At 68.7% G+C, this 15,658-nt stretch carries 14 protein-coding genes and 1 tRNA gene; 4 read left to right on the forward strand and 11 right to left on the reverse strand.

The genetic code is table 11. The features are described 5' to 3' along the window. Window positions 1-2 precede the first annotated feature (2 nt). Together LK409_RS17315 and LK409_RS17320 are read right to left on the reverse strand one after the other, a co-directional pair. Window positions 3-458: a multidrug/biocide efflux PACE transporter gene (locus LK409_RS17315; RefSeq protein WP_010929261.1), complete on the reverse strand. Its 456-nt coding sequence runs from the start codon at window positions 456-458 to the stop codon at window positions 3-5. Then, window positions 455-1,456 carry a ChbG/HpnK family deacetylase gene (locus LK409_RS17320; protein WP_162835034.1) on the reverse strand — a complete coding sequence of 334 codons (1,002 nt, stop codon included), beginning with the start codon at window positions 1,454-1,456 and terminating at the stop codon, window positions 455-457. The genes LK409_RS17315 and LK409_RS17320 overlap by 4 nt, the downstream gene beginning before the upstream one ends. Between LK409_RS17320 and LK409_RS17325 the strand changes: the two genes are divergently transcribed. After that, window positions 1,391-1,786 (forward strand): GtrA family protein, encoded by a 396-nt coding sequence (locus LK409_RS17325; RefSeq protein WP_042962164.1) that lies wholly within the window; start codon window positions 1,391-1,393, stop codon window positions 1,784-1,786. The genes LK409_RS17320 and LK409_RS17325 overlap by 66 nt on opposite strands. Here LK409_RS17325 and LK409_RS17330 read toward each other — a convergent pair. Both LK409_RS17330 and LK409_RS17335 read right to left on the reverse strand, forming a co-directional pair. Next, window positions 1,746-3,365, reverse strand: a complete 1,620-nt coding sequence (locus tag LK409_RS17330; RefSeq protein ID WP_010929262.1) for an ArnT family glycosyltransferase — start codon at window positions 3,363-3,365, stop codon at window positions 1,746-1,748. The two genes, LK409_RS17325 and LK409_RS17330, sit on opposite strands and share 41 nt — an antisense overlap. Next, complete coding sequence (locus LK409_RS17335) at window positions 3,362-4,420, reverse strand: glycosyltransferase family 2 protein (protein WP_003814720.1); 1,059 nt, start codon at window positions 4,418-4,420, stop codon at window positions 3,362-3,364. The genes LK409_RS17330 and LK409_RS17335 overlap by 4 nt, the downstream gene beginning before the upstream one ends. A 129-nt stretch (window positions 4,421-4,549) precedes the next feature. On the opposite strand from LK409_RS17335, the gene LK409_RS17340 reads away from it, so the two are divergent. The 3 genes from LK409_RS17340 to LK409_RS17350 all read left to right on the forward strand — a co-directional run bounded on the left by LK409_RS17340 (window position 4,550) and on the right by LK409_RS17350 (window position 7,974). Continuing rightward, window positions 4,550-5,065: a GNAT family N-acetyltransferase gene (locus tag LK409_RS17340; protein ID WP_003814722.1), complete on the forward strand. Its 516-nt coding sequence runs from the start codon at window positions 4,550-4,552 to the stop codon at window positions 5,063-5,065. 195 nt (window positions 5,066-5,260) lie between these two features. Beyond that, complete coding sequence (gltS, locus tag LK409_RS17345; RefSeq protein ID WP_003814723.1) at window positions 5,261-6,466, forward strand: sodium/glutamate symporter; 1,206 nt, start codon at window positions 5,261-5,263, stop codon at window positions 6,464-6,466. Further along, complete coding sequence (locus LK409_RS17350) at window positions 6,463-7,974, forward strand: TAXI family TRAP transporter solute-binding subunit (protein ID WP_010929263.1); 1,512 nt, start codon at window positions 6,463-6,465, stop codon at window positions 7,972-7,974. Before gltS ends, LK409_RS17350 begins: the two co-directional genes overlap by 4 nt. Before the next feature lie 15 nt (window positions 7,975-7,989). Here the strand turns inward: LK409_RS17350 and LK409_RS17355 are convergent, their stop codons facing one another. From LK409_RS17355 to rnhA, 7 genes are all read right to left on the reverse strand, one after another. Next, window positions 7,990-9,303, reverse strand: coding sequence for a short-chain fatty acid transporter (locus LK409_RS17355; protein WP_041937295.1), 1,314 nt, complete (start codon window positions 9,301-9,303; stop codon window positions 7,990-7,992). Between the two features lie 190 nt (window positions 9,304-9,493). Then, a complete protein-coding gene (locus LK409_RS17360; protein ID WP_003814728.1) occupies window positions 9,494-9,673 on the reverse strand; it encodes a hypothetical protein in 180 nt (59 codons plus the stop codon). Window positions 9,674-9,948: 275 nt separating this feature from the next. Continuing rightward, window positions 9,949-10,023 (reverse strand) — tRNA-Val (locus LK409_RS17365). 59 nt (window positions 10,024-10,082) lie between these two features. Further along, window positions 10,083-10,817 carry a DNA polymerase III subunit epsilon gene (gene dnaQ / locus LK409_RS17370; RefSeq protein ID WP_003814730.1) on the reverse strand — a complete coding sequence of 245 codons (735 nt, stop codon included), beginning with the start codon at window positions 10,815-10,817 and terminating at the stop codon, window positions 10,083-10,085. Window positions 10,818-10,825: 8 nt separating this feature from the next. Then, the gene (locus LK409_RS17375) at window positions 10,826-13,912 is read right to left on the reverse strand and encodes an efflux RND transporter permease subunit (protein ID WP_010929265.1); all 3,087 of its coding nucleotides are present in this window, start codon (window positions 13,910-13,912) and stop codon (window positions 10,826-10,828) included. A 12-nt stretch (window positions 13,913-13,924) separates the two neighbouring features. Beyond that, window positions 13,925-15,004, reverse strand: a complete 1,080-nt coding sequence (locus tag LK409_RS17380; RefSeq protein ID WP_041937296.1) for an efflux RND transporter periplasmic adaptor subunit — start codon at window positions 15,002-15,004, stop codon at window positions 13,925-13,927. A gap of 168 nt (window positions 15,005-15,172) precedes the next feature. Beyond that, on the reverse strand, window positions 15,173-15,640 hold the full coding sequence (rnhA, locus tag LK409_RS17385; protein WP_003814734.1) for a ribonuclease HI: 468 nt from the start codon (window positions 15,638-15,640) through the stop codon (window positions 15,173-15,175). Window positions 15,641-15,658: the final 18 nt, after the last annotated feature.

Genomic DNA, 15,658 nt, shown 5'->3' on the forward strand with positions numbered 1-15,658 from the left:
GCTCAGGCGCCGGCCGGCTCGATCCGGCCCCACCAGCGCGCGCGCAGCTTGTCATAGGCCAGGTTGTAGAAGAAGGCGTAGGGCAGGTAGAACATCAGCAGGCCGATGTCCAGCATGAAGGCTTCCCAGAAGCTGATGGCCAGCCACCAGGCGGCCAGCAGCACGATGATCAGCACCAGGCCCAGCTCGAAGCCCACCGCATGCGCCACGCGCACCGGCATGGTACGGACCACGCCGAAGCGGCGCTCCAGCCGTTCGAAGCCGGCGTTGTAGACCATGTTCCACAGCAGCGCGATCCAGGCGATGACGGCGGTCAGCACGCCCATGTCGAACAGCGGCTGGTCCATGGCCCAGGCGGCGACGGGCGCGCTCAGGCCGATGGCGATGATTTCGAAGAAGAACGCGTGCAGGAAGCGTTCCTTGATGGTTTTGGGGGTTTGTTTCGAGGAAGAACTCATAAACGGCTTGCCAGGCGCCGGAAGCTGCCGGAATGCGGAACATTCCGGACCTTACCCGATTCCTGGCTCGCCTGCCGGCCACGGACCTGGCTCAGGCGCACGATGCGCAAGCCGTTGCGCGCCAGCCAGGTGCCCAGTTCGGGGTGCGCCAGCACCTCGTATTCGGCGGCGCGCTGGGAGGCGTGCGCCGCGCCGTGGACCTGCGGCCAGCCCGGATGGCACATCAGCAGATCGCCATCGCGTGCATTCATCAGCCAATGATGCAGCAGGCCGGCGTAACGCCGCGGCCCGCCCGTGAAACCGTAGACGCCCAGCATGCGCCGGTTGGTCTGCCAGCCCTCCTGGCCGGCGGCGCGCGCCAGCGCCCCGGCGCCCAGCGCGCCGATCAGCCGCGCCTTGGCGGCTTCGGCCAGCGGCAGCCCGAACTGCAGGCCGGGTGCGGTATGCCGCAGCCAGATGCGCTGCCCGGCGTAGCGCCGCTTGAGCAGGGCGCGCAAGCGCGGCAGGATGCCGGGCAGCTGATGCACGTGCTGGTGGCCGTCGACGTAGTCGGGCGCGCGGCCGAATGCCCGTTCGAACGCGTCGAACTGGCTGGCCAGCCGCGCATCGATCCAGTCCGGATCCAGCTGGCCGGCGTAGGCGCGCCACAGCAGGGCCGCCAGCCCGGGCGCGGCCGGGGCGGCGCCGGCAAAGGCTTCGGTGAAATCGACATGGACGCCCAGGTCGACGTCCAGGCGCGCCAGCGCCGGCGCATCGGCGGCGAACGCCGGCGCCAACGGCATGCAGCTGACCGCGCTCAGGCGTCCCGCGCCGGCCAATTCGATCAGCGCGCCATCGATGGCCTCGTTCATGCCAAAATCATCGCCGCACACCGCGATGCGCCGGCAACGGACATCGCCGGCCTGGTTCCTCAAGGGAGACACCTCTTCGACATGCGCGGCCTGCTGCGACAGATTGCCTGGTTCATTGCCGTCGGATGCGCCGCGGCCGCCACCCATTGGGCCGTCGCGGTCGCCTGCGTGGAATGGGCCGGCCTGCCCCCGCTGGGGGCCAACGTGGTGGGCTGGCTGTTGGCCTTCGTCGTATCGTTCACTGGTCATTTCAGACTCACTTTCCGCCACCTTGCGGCATCCTGGACCATAGCCGCCCGGCGTTTCTTCCTTGTGTCAGCCCTGGGTTTCGCCATCAATGAGTTGTCATATGCCTGGCTGCTGCACGCCACGTCGCTGCCCTATGACGTGCTGCTGGCCCTGGTGTTGATCGGGCTGGCCTTCCTGACATTCGTCGCTAGCCGCCTGTGGGCGTTCCGTCACAGACACGCCCCTTGAAGGCTTCGTCCACCAGCACCAGCCAGAGGCTGCGCCGCGCGTCGGCAAAGCGCGCCGCCTGGCCGCGCAGCGGCGCGTACGCCTCTTCGTCGGCCGCCGTGCCCCAGACCCAGTAACGGCTGCCCTCCGGCGCCTGGCACAGGCGCTGCTGGAAAGTATCTGCCGAGACCAGCAGCCGCTCGCCCAGGGCCGGCTCGAACTGGACCGCGTCGTAGAGCTCCCTGCGCCAATTGTCGCGCTTGGGAATTTCGGGGTTGCTCCAGTCGTCGACCACCCACATCGGCCGGGCCGCATGGGCATACAGCTGCAGGTCGAACGGATAGGTATGCAGGGCCACCAGCGTGTCGTCCGGCCGCAGCTCGCCGCGCAGCGACAGGGCCAGCTCGCGCGAACTGCCGCGGGCGTTGAACGACGCCACGAACACCGCGGTCACGCAGATGGCCACCGCCACCAGGGCGCTGACGCGCGCCATGCGGCGCGTGGCCCGCGCCACCGCCGGGTCGCGCAAGGCGCCCATCACCACTTCGGCCAGCAGGAAGGCCAGCGGCGGCAGCACCGGCATGATGTAGCCGACCAGCTTGGACTGCGGCATGGAGAAAAACGCCACGATGACCGCCAGCCAGACCAGCGCCAGGCGGCGCAAGCCGTCCGGGTCGGCGTCGGCGGCCCAGAATTGCTTGCGCAGCAAGCCGCCGGCCCACAACGACCACGGCAATGCCAGGCCCGCGATGACGGGCAGGTAGAACCAGAACGGCTGCACATTGTTGAAGCCGGTCTGCGCGAAACGCTCGAAATGCTGGTGGACGAAGAAGTACTGGAAAAAGCCCGGGTAGCGTACCTGCATCAGCCAGAACCAGGGCACGGCCACCACCGCGAACGCCAGGATGGCGGGCGGCCACAGCAAGGCCCGCAGGCCGCGCCAGTCGCGCCGCCACGCCAGCCAGGCCAGCAGGATCGCGCCCGGCAGCACCAGCCCGATCAGCCCCTTGGCCAGCATGGCCAGCGCGGCGCACACGCCGGTGGCCAGCGCCATGGCGCGCCAGGCCTGCCCGCCGCGGACACGCAGCGCCGTGTCGGCGCCGGCCAGCACGCACAGCGTGATCATGCCGGCCACCAGCATGTCCATGTTGGCGTACTGGGCGCCGCCGAAAAACAGCGGCAGCGTGGCCAGCACCAGCACGCAGAGCGTCGCGGACGCGGCGTCGCGATGGCGGCGCACGAACAGGTACAGCGCGACGGCGCTGGCCCAGGCGGCCAGCGCCGAGGGCAGGCGCACCGCCCATTCGTTGACGCCGAACAGGCGGAACGACAGCTCGGCCAGCCAGTAGTACAGCGGCGGCTTGTGGAAATACGGCATGCCGTCGATGAGCGGCACCGCGAACGAGCCGTTGCGCAGCATGTCCCAGGCCACGCCGGCGTAGCGCCCTTCGTCGGGCAGCGCCAGGGGCCGCATCCAGGACAGGAAGGCCAGCCAGACGCCGACCGCGAGAAGCAGCCAGCCCGCCGCGGGCAGGGGCCAGGACCTGGCCTGGCCAGGGGAAACCGCATGGGGTTGCATGGATCGGGTAGCGAGAGTCATTGGGAACGCGCCTTGGCCGCGCGCTTGGCGCGCCCGCGGCGTTGACGGGCGATGAACAGGGGCCGGCCTTTCACTTCGTCGAAGATCCGGGCCACGTACTCGCCCACCACGCCCAGCGAAATCAGGTTGATGCCGGCAAAGAACAGCAGCGCGGTGACGATGGTGGTCCAGCCGGACACCGCGTTGCCGCTGATGAGATAGTCGGCCACCAGGTAACCGCCGTAGGACAGCGACAGCAGCGCGAACAGCACGCCGATGAGGCTGACCAGCCGCAGCGGCCAGGTGGTGAAGGCGGTCAGGCCGTCGCAGGCCAGGCGAAACAGCTTCCAGGCGCTGAAGTGGCTGGCGCCATGGCGGCGCGCTTGCGGGGTGTAGGGCACGGCCTGCGACTTGAAGCCCACCCAGGCATACAGCCCCTTCATGAAGCGGGTGCGTTCGGGCAGCGCCACCAGGGCCTCGACCACGCGGCGGTCCATCAGGCGGAAGTCGCCCGCGTGCGGCGGCACCTCGACGCCGCGCGCCGTGCTCAGCAGGCGGTAGAACGCGCGGGCGCCGACACGCTTGAACCACGGCTCGTCGTCGCGCTGGCGCCGCACCGCGTAGACCATGTCGGCGCCGTTGCGCCAGGCCGCCAGCATGTCGCCTATCAGTTCGGGCGGATGCTGCATGTCGGCGTCCAGACAGATGACGGCGTCGCCGTCCGCGGCTTCCAGGCCGGCCGTCAGGGCGGCCTCCTTGCCGAAATTGCGCGACAGCTGCACGTAGCGGATGCCCTCGACCGCGGACCATTGCGCCATCAGCTCGGCGGTATCGTCGGTGCTGCCGTCGTCGACGACGATGATTTCCCAGCTGGCACACCATTGCTCCAGGCAGGCGCGCAGGGCCGGCACCAGCACCCGCAGGTTGGCCGCCTCGTTCAGGCCCGGCACCACGCAGCTGACCTGCACGCCGGTGGCGCCGTCCCCCGCCAGCACCGCCATGCGCGCGGACTGCCCGGCGGCGGACGTGCCGGCGCCGGCAAGCAGCTGGGATCGGAATTCGGTATACATGAACACACCACGGCGAAATTGACGGGAACGGCCGCCAGTATTCGTGAAGCCCCATCAAATTTTCATCAAATCCGCTGCCGTTGGGAGCGTTCGCCGGGCTTCGGTAAAATCGCCGCACCCCGAACGGAGAAGTACGTGCCCCAAAGTTACATTGTGCGAACAATGCGGCCGGCCGACGTGGAGGCAGTGCTGCGAGTCCAGGCCGCTGTGTACCCGGCCAGCCTGCTCGAGAGCGCCGCCCTGTTCCAGAACCGGATCGAGATCGCGCCAGCCACCTGCCAGGTCGCGCTGGACGGCCAGGATCTCATCGGTTACCTGATCGCCTATCCCTGGGACGCCGGCCTGCCGCCGGCCCTGGACCGATCGCTCGAGCGCCTGCCGGGCGCCGCCGATACCTGGTTCGTCCATGATTGCGCCGTGCTGCCCGCCGCCCAGGGCGGCGGCGTGGCCGCGGCCTTGCTGGCCGGCGGACGCGCGCAGGCGCGGCGCCTGGGCCTGCGGCGCGCCAGCCTGGTGGCGCTGGCCCCGGCCGTCGGCTACTGGCTGCGGCATGGCTACCAGCCCCTGGCGGATTCGGACGCGCTGCGCGCCAAGCTGGCCGGCTATGGCGACGGGGCCCGCTACATGGTGCGCGCCGACCTGGCCGGCTGAAATATTGAGCCCGGCGGTCAACTGGCCCACAATAGGCCATCAGCGAGACTGCCCGCCGCCCGGAAATCCGGCCAGCGGACAGGCCGGTCATGGAGCAGCCGGCCAGGCGCACGCGCCGTTGCGCCCGGCCACGGCTTTCGCGCAGCGCTAGTTCGTCCTGAGGTTTCAACCGGCCCTGGAGGGCCAAAGGCTCGCATGATTTCCCTCACGCCCGTTCAGTCGCTTCTGGCCTGCTGCCTGGTGCTGGTCGCAGGCCGCATTCTGACCACGCGCATCGGCGTGCTGTCGCGCTACAGCATTCCCGACCCCATCGTCGGCGGCCTGCTGTTCGCGGTCCTGGCCACCGCCCTGGGCACCTGGGGCGGGATCCAGATCTCGCTCGAGACCAACATCAAACCCACCCTGCTGCTGATCTTCTTCGGCTGCATCGGCCTGACCGCCGACCTCAAGCTGCTGGCGCGCGGCGGGCCGCGCCTGATCGCCTTCCTGCTGGCGCTGATTCCCTTCCTGGTGCTGCAGAACGCCGTCGGCCTGGGCCTGGCCTGGCTGCTGGACATGCATCCGCTGATGGGGCTGATCGGCGGCACCATCACCCTGGTGGGCGGGCACGGCACCGGCGCCGCCTACGCGGCGCGCTTTGCCGACATCAACAATATCCAGGACGTCATGGCGCTGGCCATGACCGCCGCCACGATCGGCCTGGTGCTCGGCGGCATCATCGGCGGCCCGGTGGCCGAATGGCTGATCCGCCGGCACAAGCTGGACCCGCGCATGGCCGGCAAGGACGCCAACCAGGTACTGCCCGAAGTCGAGACCACCGCCGAGGCGCCCACCGCCACGTCGTTCATCACCTCGCTGACGGCGGTATTCGTGACGGTCGTGGTCGGCAGCTACCTGGCGGGCCTGGTCGAGGACGCCCCGATCAGCCTGCCGAATTTCCTGTGGTGCCTGGCCACCGGCGCGATCATCCGCAACTTCGGCGGATACGTCGGCATACGGCTGGACGACCGGGTCTCGGAAATCATCGGATCGATCTCGCTGTCGCTGTTCCTGGGCCTGACCATGATGACGCTGGACCTGTCCAGCGTGGTGCGGCTGGCCGGCCCGCTGGCGCTGATGCTGGTGGCGCAGGCGCTGGTGTGCGCGCTGTATGCCGGCTGGGCGGTGTTCCGGATGCTCAAGCGCGACTACGAGGCGGCCGTCATGGCGGCGGCGTTCTGCGGCTTCGCCATGGGCGCCACCGCGACGGCCATCGCCAATATGCAGGCGCTGACGCGGCGCCACGGCCCGGCGCCCGAATCGTTCATCGTGGTGCCGGTCACCGGCGCGTTCCTGGTCGACATCCTGAACGTGATCGTCCTGACCTCGCTGATCGCCCTGCCGTTCGTGGGAGGCATGTGACCATGTTCATCCGCTGGCTCATTCTCTCCGCCTGCCTGCTGCTGGCCGCCTGCAGCCGCGCTCCCGATACCGAGATCCTGCAGCGCGATGTCGGCCAGACCCTGGCCGCCACGTACGGCCCGGACCTGTTCGACATCGTCGCGCTGCGCCGCATGGGCTCGGCCACCGACAGCACGGCCCCGCCGGGCCAGACGCGCCGGGTGGTCTATTACGATGTGGTGCTGGGCCTGAAGAAGGACCTCACCCTGGGCGCCTGGGACCAGCCCGGCGCCGCCGCGCTGGTCAGCCTGCTGGGCGCCGGGCCGCGCAGCATCTCGGGGGTGAAATCCAGCGGCAATGCCGCCGGCGACCAGATCGTCGCCCACGCCAGCGCCATCTACCAGCGCGACGCAGACCAATGGGTGCACGTCGCCCCGGCCAGCTTCACGGCCGCCGAAGCGCCCTCGCTGGACACCGGCGCGCCGCCGCCGGTGACGCGCCAGCTGCTCCAGACGCTGGAGCAGATCACGCGTTCCGTGCCCTACAGCGCCTCCAGCACCGCCCAGCACGTGGTGCAACAGGAGCTGAAGCGCTCGGTGGCGCGCATCAATGGCCGGCTTGCCCGCCTGCAAAAGGGCTACCCGCTGGCGACCGGCCCCGACAAGGGCGAGTACCTGGCGTTCGGCCAGGCGCTGGCCGCGATCGGGCGCAACGAGCAGGTGCGCGTCATTCCCCTCATTACCGGCGGCAGCGCGGACAACATGGCCATGCTGCGCAGCGGCGCGGCGGTGGCCGCCCTGTCGCAGGCCGACATCGCGCAACTGGCCTACGAGGGCAAGGGGCCGTTCGAAAGCCAGGGACCGTTCTCCGGGTTGCGCGCGCTGGGCAGCCTGTATCCGGAGCTGGTGCACATCGTGGTGCGCCAGGGCGATGGCATCGCCACGGTGGGCGCGCTGCGCGGCAAGAAGATTGCCCTGGGCCCGGCGGGCTCGGCGGTACGCACCACGCTGGAGACCGTGCTGGCAGCCCATGGGCTGCAGCCGGGGCGCGACTATGCAGTCATCGACACGCCGGCCGCCGCGGCCCTGCCGCAGCTGAGCGAAGGACGGGTCGACGCGGTGGCGCAGGTCATCGGTACGCCGGCCGCGCCCTTGCGCGCGGCGCTGACCCAGGCGCGCCTAGCGCTGCTGCCGCTGGACCGGGCTGCGATCGACAAGCTGGTGCAGGCCGATCCGACCCTGATGGCGCTGGACATCCCGGCCAACACCTACCCCAGCCAGGCCGCGGCCATCCCCACGGTGGGCATGGCGGCGCTGCTGGTCACCACGGCCGATCTGACGCGCGACGAGGCCGCGCATATGGTGGACGTGGTATACCGGGCCGGGCAGGACCTGCTGGCCGCCGGGTCCGCGCAGGGCGCGCAGGTATCCGCGGCCAACGCCGGGCGCGGATTGAGCATTCCCCTGCACGACGGCGCCGTGGAAGCCTTCGAGAAACTGGGCGCGCCGCCCCTGCCCGAGGGCAGGTAGGCGGCTGGCGCCGGGCTAGAAGAAGCTCAGTCCCACCGAAATGATGACGCCGGTCACCAGCAGCTGGATGATGCAATAGCCCATGATGTCCTTGGCCTTCAGGCCGGCAATCGCCAGCACCGGCAAGGCCCAGAACGGCTGGAGCATGTTGGTCCAGGCGTCGCCCCAGGCAACGGCCATCGCCACCCTCGGCATATCCGCGCCGAGCGCCTGCGCCGCGCTGATCACGATGGGGCTTTGCACCGCCCATTGCCCGCCGCCCGACGGAATGAAGATGTTCACGATGCCGGCGCTGATGAAGGTCCAGAACGGCAGCGTGGCGGCCGAGGCGATCGACACGAACCACTCGGACAAGGTGGCGGCCAGCCCCGAGTCCATCATGATGGCCATGATTCCCGCATAGAACGGGAACTGGATCACGATGCCCGCGCCTCCCTTGATGGCTTCGTCCAGGCTGGTCAGCAGGCGGCGCGGCGTGCCGTGCAGCAGGATGGCCAGGATCAGGAAGCTGAAGTTGATGACATTGAGGTTCAAGCCGGCGCCGCGCACGACGTAGTAGTCGAACATGTAGGCCAGCCCGCCCGCGGCGATCAGCCAGGCCAGCAGCCTGCTGTTCTCCAGGCGCGCGGCCGGACGCTTGTCGTCGTCCGAGGCCGGCACCGAGGCCTCTTCCAGGCGCGCCGGATCGACATAGACGCTTTCCTTCTCGTCGGGCAGCATCAGCCGGTTGACCAGCGGCACGAGGATGAACATCGCCACCACGATCACCAGGTTGAATACCGCGAAAATCGTATCGCCGGTGGGAATGATGCCGATCTTGTCGGCGGAGAAATGCCCCTCGGTCGCGATGGTCAGCGGAATCGAGCCGGCCAGACCGCCGTGCCAGATGATGAAGCCGGAATAGGCGCTGGCCACCAGCAGCCGGTAATCGACCCGCACCTGGCGGGCGATCTGCTTGGCGAACAGCGCGCCCACCACCAGCCCGAAGCCCCAGTTGATCCAGCTGGCGGCCAGCGACACCACGCTGACCAGGATGATCGCCCCGCCGGCGCTGGTGGCCAGGCTGGCCAGCCGCGCCAGCATCCGCTTGACCAGCGGCGTGCTGGCCAGCATGTAGCCGGTGACCAGCACCAGCAGCATCTGCATCGCGAAAGTCAGCAGCCCCCAGAAGCCGTTGCCCCACCAGCGCACGACGGCCATGGGGGTCTGGCCCTCGATGATCATGGCCGCGCCGGCGGCGACCAGCGTCAGCAGCACCACGAATACGTAAGGGTCGGGCAAATAGCGCTCAACCATTTTCACGGCTGAACGAGACATCAGTTTGAACACATCATCCTCCTGTTGGCTGGCCAGGCGCCACGGAGGTCCATGGATAATGAACGGGCGGCGCGCAAGCCATGGTCGTTGTTCGACGATAGCCCAGGCCTGGCGCGCAGGCCCGGGGATGCGCACAGACAGCACCCGGCCGTCCGCACGCGGCGCATCCTAACATGCCGCGCGTGCCGGCCCCGCGGCCGGCTCAGTAGTAGAAAGAGTTGAAGGTAATGTATGCCTTGTAGGCGATCGTCGCGAGCGCGGCGATCAGGCCGATGCCCAGCAGGCCCAGGCCAAGGTTGCGGTCGCGCAGGCCGAAGCCCACGATCATCAAGGCGACGGCCGCCGCGATGATGATCAGCATCGTGTTCGTATCCGGGTGCATGCTTTTGTTCTCCCTGGTTGACCTGGCCGCGGCCGCCCCGCGACGATGCGGCCCGCGCGCGCCACCGGCGCCTCCCCAAAACGGCAACCCCGCCCCATCTTAGCTGCCGTGCCTGCCTTGCGGACTCTACCGCATGGCGCAGGCTTGCGCCAAATCAACGGCGACGGCCCGCCCGCGCCACAAGACGCAGCACGCGCTCGCGCAAAGGTAGAAAAAAGGAAGCGGAAATGAAGAAGGGCCGGTGCTTTTGCAAGCGACCGGCCCTTCTGGGATGCTGGTGGGTGGTACAAGTTTCGAACTTGTGACCCCTGCCGTGTGAAGGCAGTGCTCTACCACTGAGCTAACCACCCCGAAAGAGGCGAAATTCTAGCACGAAAAAAACATTGTGTGCAAACGACCGCCCGCAGGCTCAGCCAGGCTGCCCGGATTCCGCGGGCAGCGGCTCGATCGCGCGCCAGGCGCAGGCCCCGCCGACCGCCTTGTCCAGCGCCTGCAGATAGGCCGCATGCTCGGCCAATTCCGCTTCGCTGGCGGCCAGCACGGTCAGCACCGAGGCATCGAACTTGCCCAGCACCAACGCGCCGTTGGCGTTCGCGCCCTGGTCATCGACGTCGATCAGCAAGGCGTCCTGGCCGCGCGTCATCGCCAGCCAGACCTCGGCCAGCAGCTGCGAGTCGAGCAAGGCGCCGTGCAGGGTCCGGTGGGCGTTGGAGATGCCGTAGCGGTCGCACAGCGCGTCGAGCGAGTTGCGCTTGCCGGGGTGCAGGCTGCGCGCATGCAGCAGCGAATCGACAATGTTCTCGCAGTGGGTGTTCAGCGGATCGCGGCCGATGCGCTGCAGCTCGGCGTTGAAGAACTTGACGTCGAACGCGGCGTTGTGGGCGATCAGCTCGGCGTCGGCGATGAAAGCCAGGAATTGCTCGGCCACTTCGGCAAAGCGCGGCTTGTCGGCCAGGAACTCGGTGGTCAGGCCGTGCACCGCCAGCGCCTCGGGGTCGCTATCGCGGTCGGGGTTCAGGTAGAGGTGCAGATTGTTGCCCGTGACCATCCGGTTGACGATCTCGACGCAACCGATTTCGACGATGCGATGGCCCTGGGCCGGGTCCAGGCCGGTGGTTTCCGTATCGAAAATGATCTGGCGCATAAGCGGTGCTACTCCGAGGCGGGCGGCGCGACGGCCGGCCCGGTATGGCTGGCGCCGGTGCGCTGCCCTTGCGGGCGCGCCGCGGCGATCATCGAATACGCCACCGGCACCACGAACAAAGTCAGTAGTGTACCCAGCATCAGCCCGCCGACCAGCACCCAGCCGATCTGCTGGCGCGATTCGGCGCCCGCGCCCTGCGCCAGCGCCAGCGGCACGGTGCCCAGCACCATGGCGCCGGTCGTCATCAGGATGGGACGCAGGCGCAGCACGCTGGCCTCGACCACGGCCTCGTGCATGGCCTTGCCCTGGTCGCGCAGCTGGTTGGCGAATTCGACGATCAGGATGCCGTGCTTGGTGATCAGCCCCACCAGGGTGATCAGGCCGATCTGGCTGTAGATGGACAGCGTGCCGCCGGTCAGCCACAGCGCCAGCAACGCCCCGGTCATCGACAGCGGCACCGACAGCATGATGATGAAGGGATTGCGCCAGCTCTCGAACTGTGCCGCCAGCACCAGGTAGATGAAGGCCAGCGCCATGGCAAACACCAGGTAGATGCTGCCCGACGAGTCGCGGAACTCGCGCGACTGGCCATCGAGGTCGGTGATCACCGTATTGGGCAGCACGTCGCGCGCCACCCGGTGCATGTGGTCGAGCACTTCGCCCAGCGCATAGCCCGGCGCCACCGCCGCGTCGACCTTGACCGCGCGCAAGCGGTTGAAGTGGTTGAGCGACTGCGGCGACACGCTTTCGCGCACCGACAGCAGGTTGTCCAGCTGCACCATGCTGCCATCGCGCGCCCGCACGTAAATGCCCGAGATGTCGGCGGGCGTGGCGCGGTCGCCCTGCACCACCTGCACGATCACGTCGTACTGTTCGCCCTGGTCCTTGTAGCGCGTGACCTGCCGCCCCCCCAGCATGGATTCCAGGGTGCGCCCGACCACTTCGACGCTGGCCCCCACGTCGGCCATCTTGTCGCGATCGACGTGCACGCGCAGTTCGGGGGTGTTCAGGCGCAGGTCGGTATCGATGTTCTGCAGGCCGGGATAGTCGCGCAGCGCATTGGTGAACACGCCGACCAGCTTGGCCAGCTCGGGATACGAGGCCTGGCTCATGATGATGAATTCCACCGGCTTGGAACGGGCCGACTGCCCCAGCGAGGGCGGATTGGTCGGGAACACCCGCACGCCCGGCAGCGACGCGAACTTGGGCTGCAGCTCCTGGGCGATCTGCTGCTGGCGCCGGGTGCGCTCCTCCCAGGGCGTCAGGCGCAGGATGGCCGTGCCGTCGGTGACCGTCGGAAAGCCCACCGTCACCTGGGCGGTGGCGGCCTCCGGGATGGCGGCGTAGAACTGTTCGATGCCCAGCATGCTGTCGAGCGTGTAGTTCAGCGTGGCGCCTTCGGGCGCGCTGACGATGCCGAACACGACGCCGCGGTCCTCGATCGGGGCCAGTTCGCTCTTGACCACCGAGAACAGCACCCCGCTGGCGGCCGCCACCACGGCGCCCACGCCCACCACCGTCCAGCGATGGCGCAAGGCCAGCTCCAGCGCGCGCCGGTAGCCGCGCCCCAGCGCTTCCAGCCAGCCCTCGATCAGGTTGTACCAGCGATTGTGGCTGTGCTGGTGCCGCAGCAGCACCGAGCACATCATGGGGGTAAGCGTCAGCGCCACGAAGCCCGACACCAGCACGGCGCCCGCCAGCGCCAGCGCGAATTCGATGAACAGCCGCCCGGTGCGGCCGGTGGCGAACGCCAGCGGCGCGTACACCGTGACCAGGGTCAGGGTCATCGCCACCACCGCGAAGCCGATCTCGCGCGACCCCTGGAACGCCGCCTGCTTGCGCGGCATGCCTTCCTCGATGTGCCGGAAGATGTTCTCCAGCACCACGATGGCGTCGTCGACCACCAGCCCGATGGCCAGCACCATCGCGAGCAGGGTCAGGGTGTTGATCGAAAAGCCGAACAGGTACATCAGGGCGCAGGCGCCCACCAGCGATACCGGGATGGTGACGATGGGGATGATGCTGGCGCGCAGGTTGCGCAGGAAGAAGAAGATCACCAGCACCACCAGGATGATGGCTTCGCCGATAGTCTTGAACACCGAGTCGATCGAGCGCTCGATAAACACCGACGAGTCATAGGCGATGTTCAGCTTCATTCCGGCCGGCAGGCTCTGGTTGAGCTGCACGATCTCGGCGCGCACCGCCTTGGAGAGCTCCAGCGGATTGGCGGTGGACTGGCGCGTCAGGCCGATATTGATGGCCGAACGCCCGTTGTAGCGCGACAGCACGCGATCATTGGCCGCGCCGATCTCCACCTTGGCCACGTCGCGCAGGCGCACCGGATAGCCCTTGACGTTGGCCACCACCACATCCTCGAACTGGGCCGGCGTCTGCAGGTCGGTCGAGGACACCACCGAGAATTCGCGCGCGCGCGATTCGATGCGCCCGGCCGGGATCTCCACGTTCTGGCTGCGCAGCGCCGCCTCCACGTCCTGCACCGTCAGCCCGTAGGCCGCCAGCTTGTCGCGGTCCACGTAGATGCGCATCGACGGCAGGCGCTCGCCGAACACGCGCACCTCGGCCGCGCCCGGCAGCACCGACAGGCGGGTCTTGATATAGCGGTTGATGTAGTCCGAGGTCTGGATGGCCGAGTACGAGCCGGATTCGACCGCGATGTAGATGATGGGCTGGGAATCGGCCTCGACCTTGCCGATGATGGGCTCGTCGATCTCGTCGGGCAGGAAGCGGCGCGCCCGCGATACCTTGTCGCGCACTTCGGCGGCCGCGGCGTCCGGATCGCGCGAGAGGCTGAACTTGATGTTGATCAGGCTGCGCTCGGAGCGGCTGCGCGAGGTCATCACGTCCACGCCCTCGATGCCCGCCAGCTGGTCTTCCAGGGGCTTGGTGACCTGCGACTCGATCACCTCGGGCGAGGCGCCCTTGTAGGTGGTGTCGACCGAGACGATGGGCTCGTCGATCTTGGGATATTCGCGCACACTCAGGCGCGTATACGAAATAAGGCCGATCAGGACGATGATCAGCGAGAGCACCGACGCGAAGACCGGCCGGCGGATGCAGATTTCCGAGAGCACCATGGCGCGCCCCGCCTACGAACCGTTGGCGATGATCGTGACCGGCGCGCCATCGGTCAGGCGCTGCAGGCTGGCCACCACCACCTCGTCGCCGGCGCCCACGCCGGTCAGCAGCTCGACCCGGCCTTCGCGCCGCTCGCCCACCGTCACCTCGACCCGCTGCGCCACGCCATCGCGCACGCGGAACACATACTGGGTCTGGCCCGACGGCGACAACGCCGCCTCGGGCACCGCCAGCGCCTTTTCCTGGCCGAACAGCAGCTGCACGCGCGCGAACATGCCCGGACGCAGCACGCTGTCGGGGTTGGCCACGGTGGCGCGCAGCAGGATCGAGCGGCCGCCCGCGTCGACCAGCGGGCTGACGGCGTACACCACGCCCTGGCGCTGCTCGCCGGGCAGGGCATCGAGCCGCACGCTGAGCGTCTGGCCCACGCCTACCTTGCTGAAATACATCTCGGGCACGCGGAAATCGACCTTGAGCGGATCGATCGCCTCCAGCGGCGCGAGGTCCTGCCCCTGGTTGACGTAGTCGCCCACGGACACGTCGCGCAGTCCCACGATGCCGGCAAACGGCGCGCGTATCGTCATCTTGTCCAGCCGGGCCTGGGCCAGCGCGGCCGCGGCCTGCTGCACCTTCAGCGAGCTGGCCGCCTCGTCGCGCGCCTGCTGGCTGACAAAGCCGCGGCCCTGCAGGTCCTGGGCGCGCCGGAACTGGCTTTGCGCCAGCGCCAGGTTGGCGCGCGCCTGGTCCAGCTCGGCGCGCGGCACCGAGTCGTCCAGCCGCACCAGGGTCTGCCCGGCCCGCACCGCCTCGCCTTCCTTGAAATCGATGTGCTGGATGCGGCCCGCCACTTCGGGGCGCAGCACCACCGACTCGTCAGAGCGCAGGCTGCCCACGGCGGCGATCCCGCGCGCGAACGGCGTCTCCACCACCTTGGCGGTTTCGACCCGGACGGCCGCCGGCGTCACGCCGGGCTGGGCCAGCGGCGTCACCGGCGCGCCGGAATTGGAGAGCCAGCGCGGCACATAGAGGCCCAGGGCAGCCCCCGCGGCCAGCCCGGCGGCGACTGCGGCAATCGATGCGGCTTTCTTCATGCGAAAACGTGGCAAGGCCGCACCGACCGGGCGATGCGGCAGCAAATTGGGAAGTCTGGCACTGTAGCACCCGCGTTTACATCTTGGCACAGCACTACCCTGCAGTTTCGCGGAATTCGGACCCGCCGTGCCATGCAATGCCGCCCGTTTAGGGATATCCCTGGTGCGCTAGCGGCCCCGCGCGGCCTCCACCCCCTGGTTGGCCAGGGCGTCGGCGCGCTCGTTGCCCGGATCGCCGGCGTGCCCGCGCACCCAGCGCCACTGCACCTGGTGCCGGCCGACCTGCTCGTCCAGGGCCTGCCACAGCTCGACGTTCTTGACCGGTTTCTTGTCGGCCGTGCGCCAGCCGCGCCGCTTCCAGTTCGCCAGCCATTCCGTCATGCCTTTCATGACATATTGGGAATCGGTGTGGATGGTGACGCGGCACGGCCGTTTCAGCGCCCGCAGGCCCTCGATGACGGCCATCAGCTCCATGCGGTTGTTGGTGGTCTGGCGTTCGCCGCCGTGCATGGTTTTCTCGTGCTGGCCGGCGCGCATCAGCACGCCCCATCCGCCCGGGCCGGGATTGCCCTTGCATGCGCCGTCGGTCCACATTTCCACCTGCTGGCCGTCGCCGCTACCTTCTAGATTCTGCATAGTGTCCGTATCGGGGCG

The sequence above is a fragment of the Bordetella parapertussis genome (assembly GCF_020735925.1).
Taxonomy (GTDB): Bacteria; Pseudomonadota; Gammaproteobacteria; order Burkholderiales; family Burkholderiaceae_B; genus Bordetella; species Bordetella pertussis.

What these genes read in the sequence shown, in the direction of transcription:
- LK409_RS17315 (WP_010929261.1), bottom strand. Translation starts at nt 458, where the DNA reads ATGAGTTCTTCCTCGAAACAAACCCCCAAAACCATCAAGGAACGCTTC.
- LK409_RS17325 (WP_042962164.1), top strand. Translation starts at nt 1,391, where the DNA reads ATGCGCGGCCTGCTGCGACAGATTGCCTGGTTCATTGCCGTCGGATGC.
- LK409_RS17320 (WP_162835034.1), bottom strand. Translation starts at nt 1,456, where the DNA reads ATGGGTGGCGGCCGCGGCGCATCCGACGGCAATGAACCAGGCAATCTG.
- LK409_RS17330 (WP_010929262.1), bottom strand. Translation starts at nt 3,365, where the DNA reads ATGACTCTCGCTACCCGATCCATGCAACCCCATGCGGTTTCCCCTGGC.
- gltS (WP_003814723.1), top strand. Translation starts at nt 5,261, where the DNA reads ATGATTTCCCTCACGCCCGTTCAGTCGCTTCTGGCCTGCTGCCTGGTG.
- LK409_RS17360 (WP_003814728.1), bottom strand. Translation starts at nt 9,673, where the DNA reads ATGCACCCGGATACGAACACGATGCTGATCATCATCGCGGCGGCCGTC.
- dnaQ (WP_003814730.1), bottom strand. Translation starts at nt 10,817, where the DNA reads ATGCGCCAGATCATTTTCGATACGGAAACCACCGGCCTGGACCCGGCC.
- LK409_RS17375 (WP_010929265.1), bottom strand. Translation starts at nt 13,912, where the DNA reads ATGGTGCTCTCGGAAATCTGCATCCGCCGGCCGGTCTTCGCGTCGGTG.
- LK409_RS17380 (WP_041937296.1), bottom strand. Translation starts at nt 15,004, where the DNA reads ATGAAGAAAGCCGCATCGATTGCCGCAGTCGCCGCCGGGCTGGCCGCG.
- rnhA (WP_003814734.1), bottom strand. Translation starts at nt 15,640, where the DNA reads ATGCAGAATCTAGAAGGTAGCGGCGACGGCCAGCAGGTGGAAATGTGG.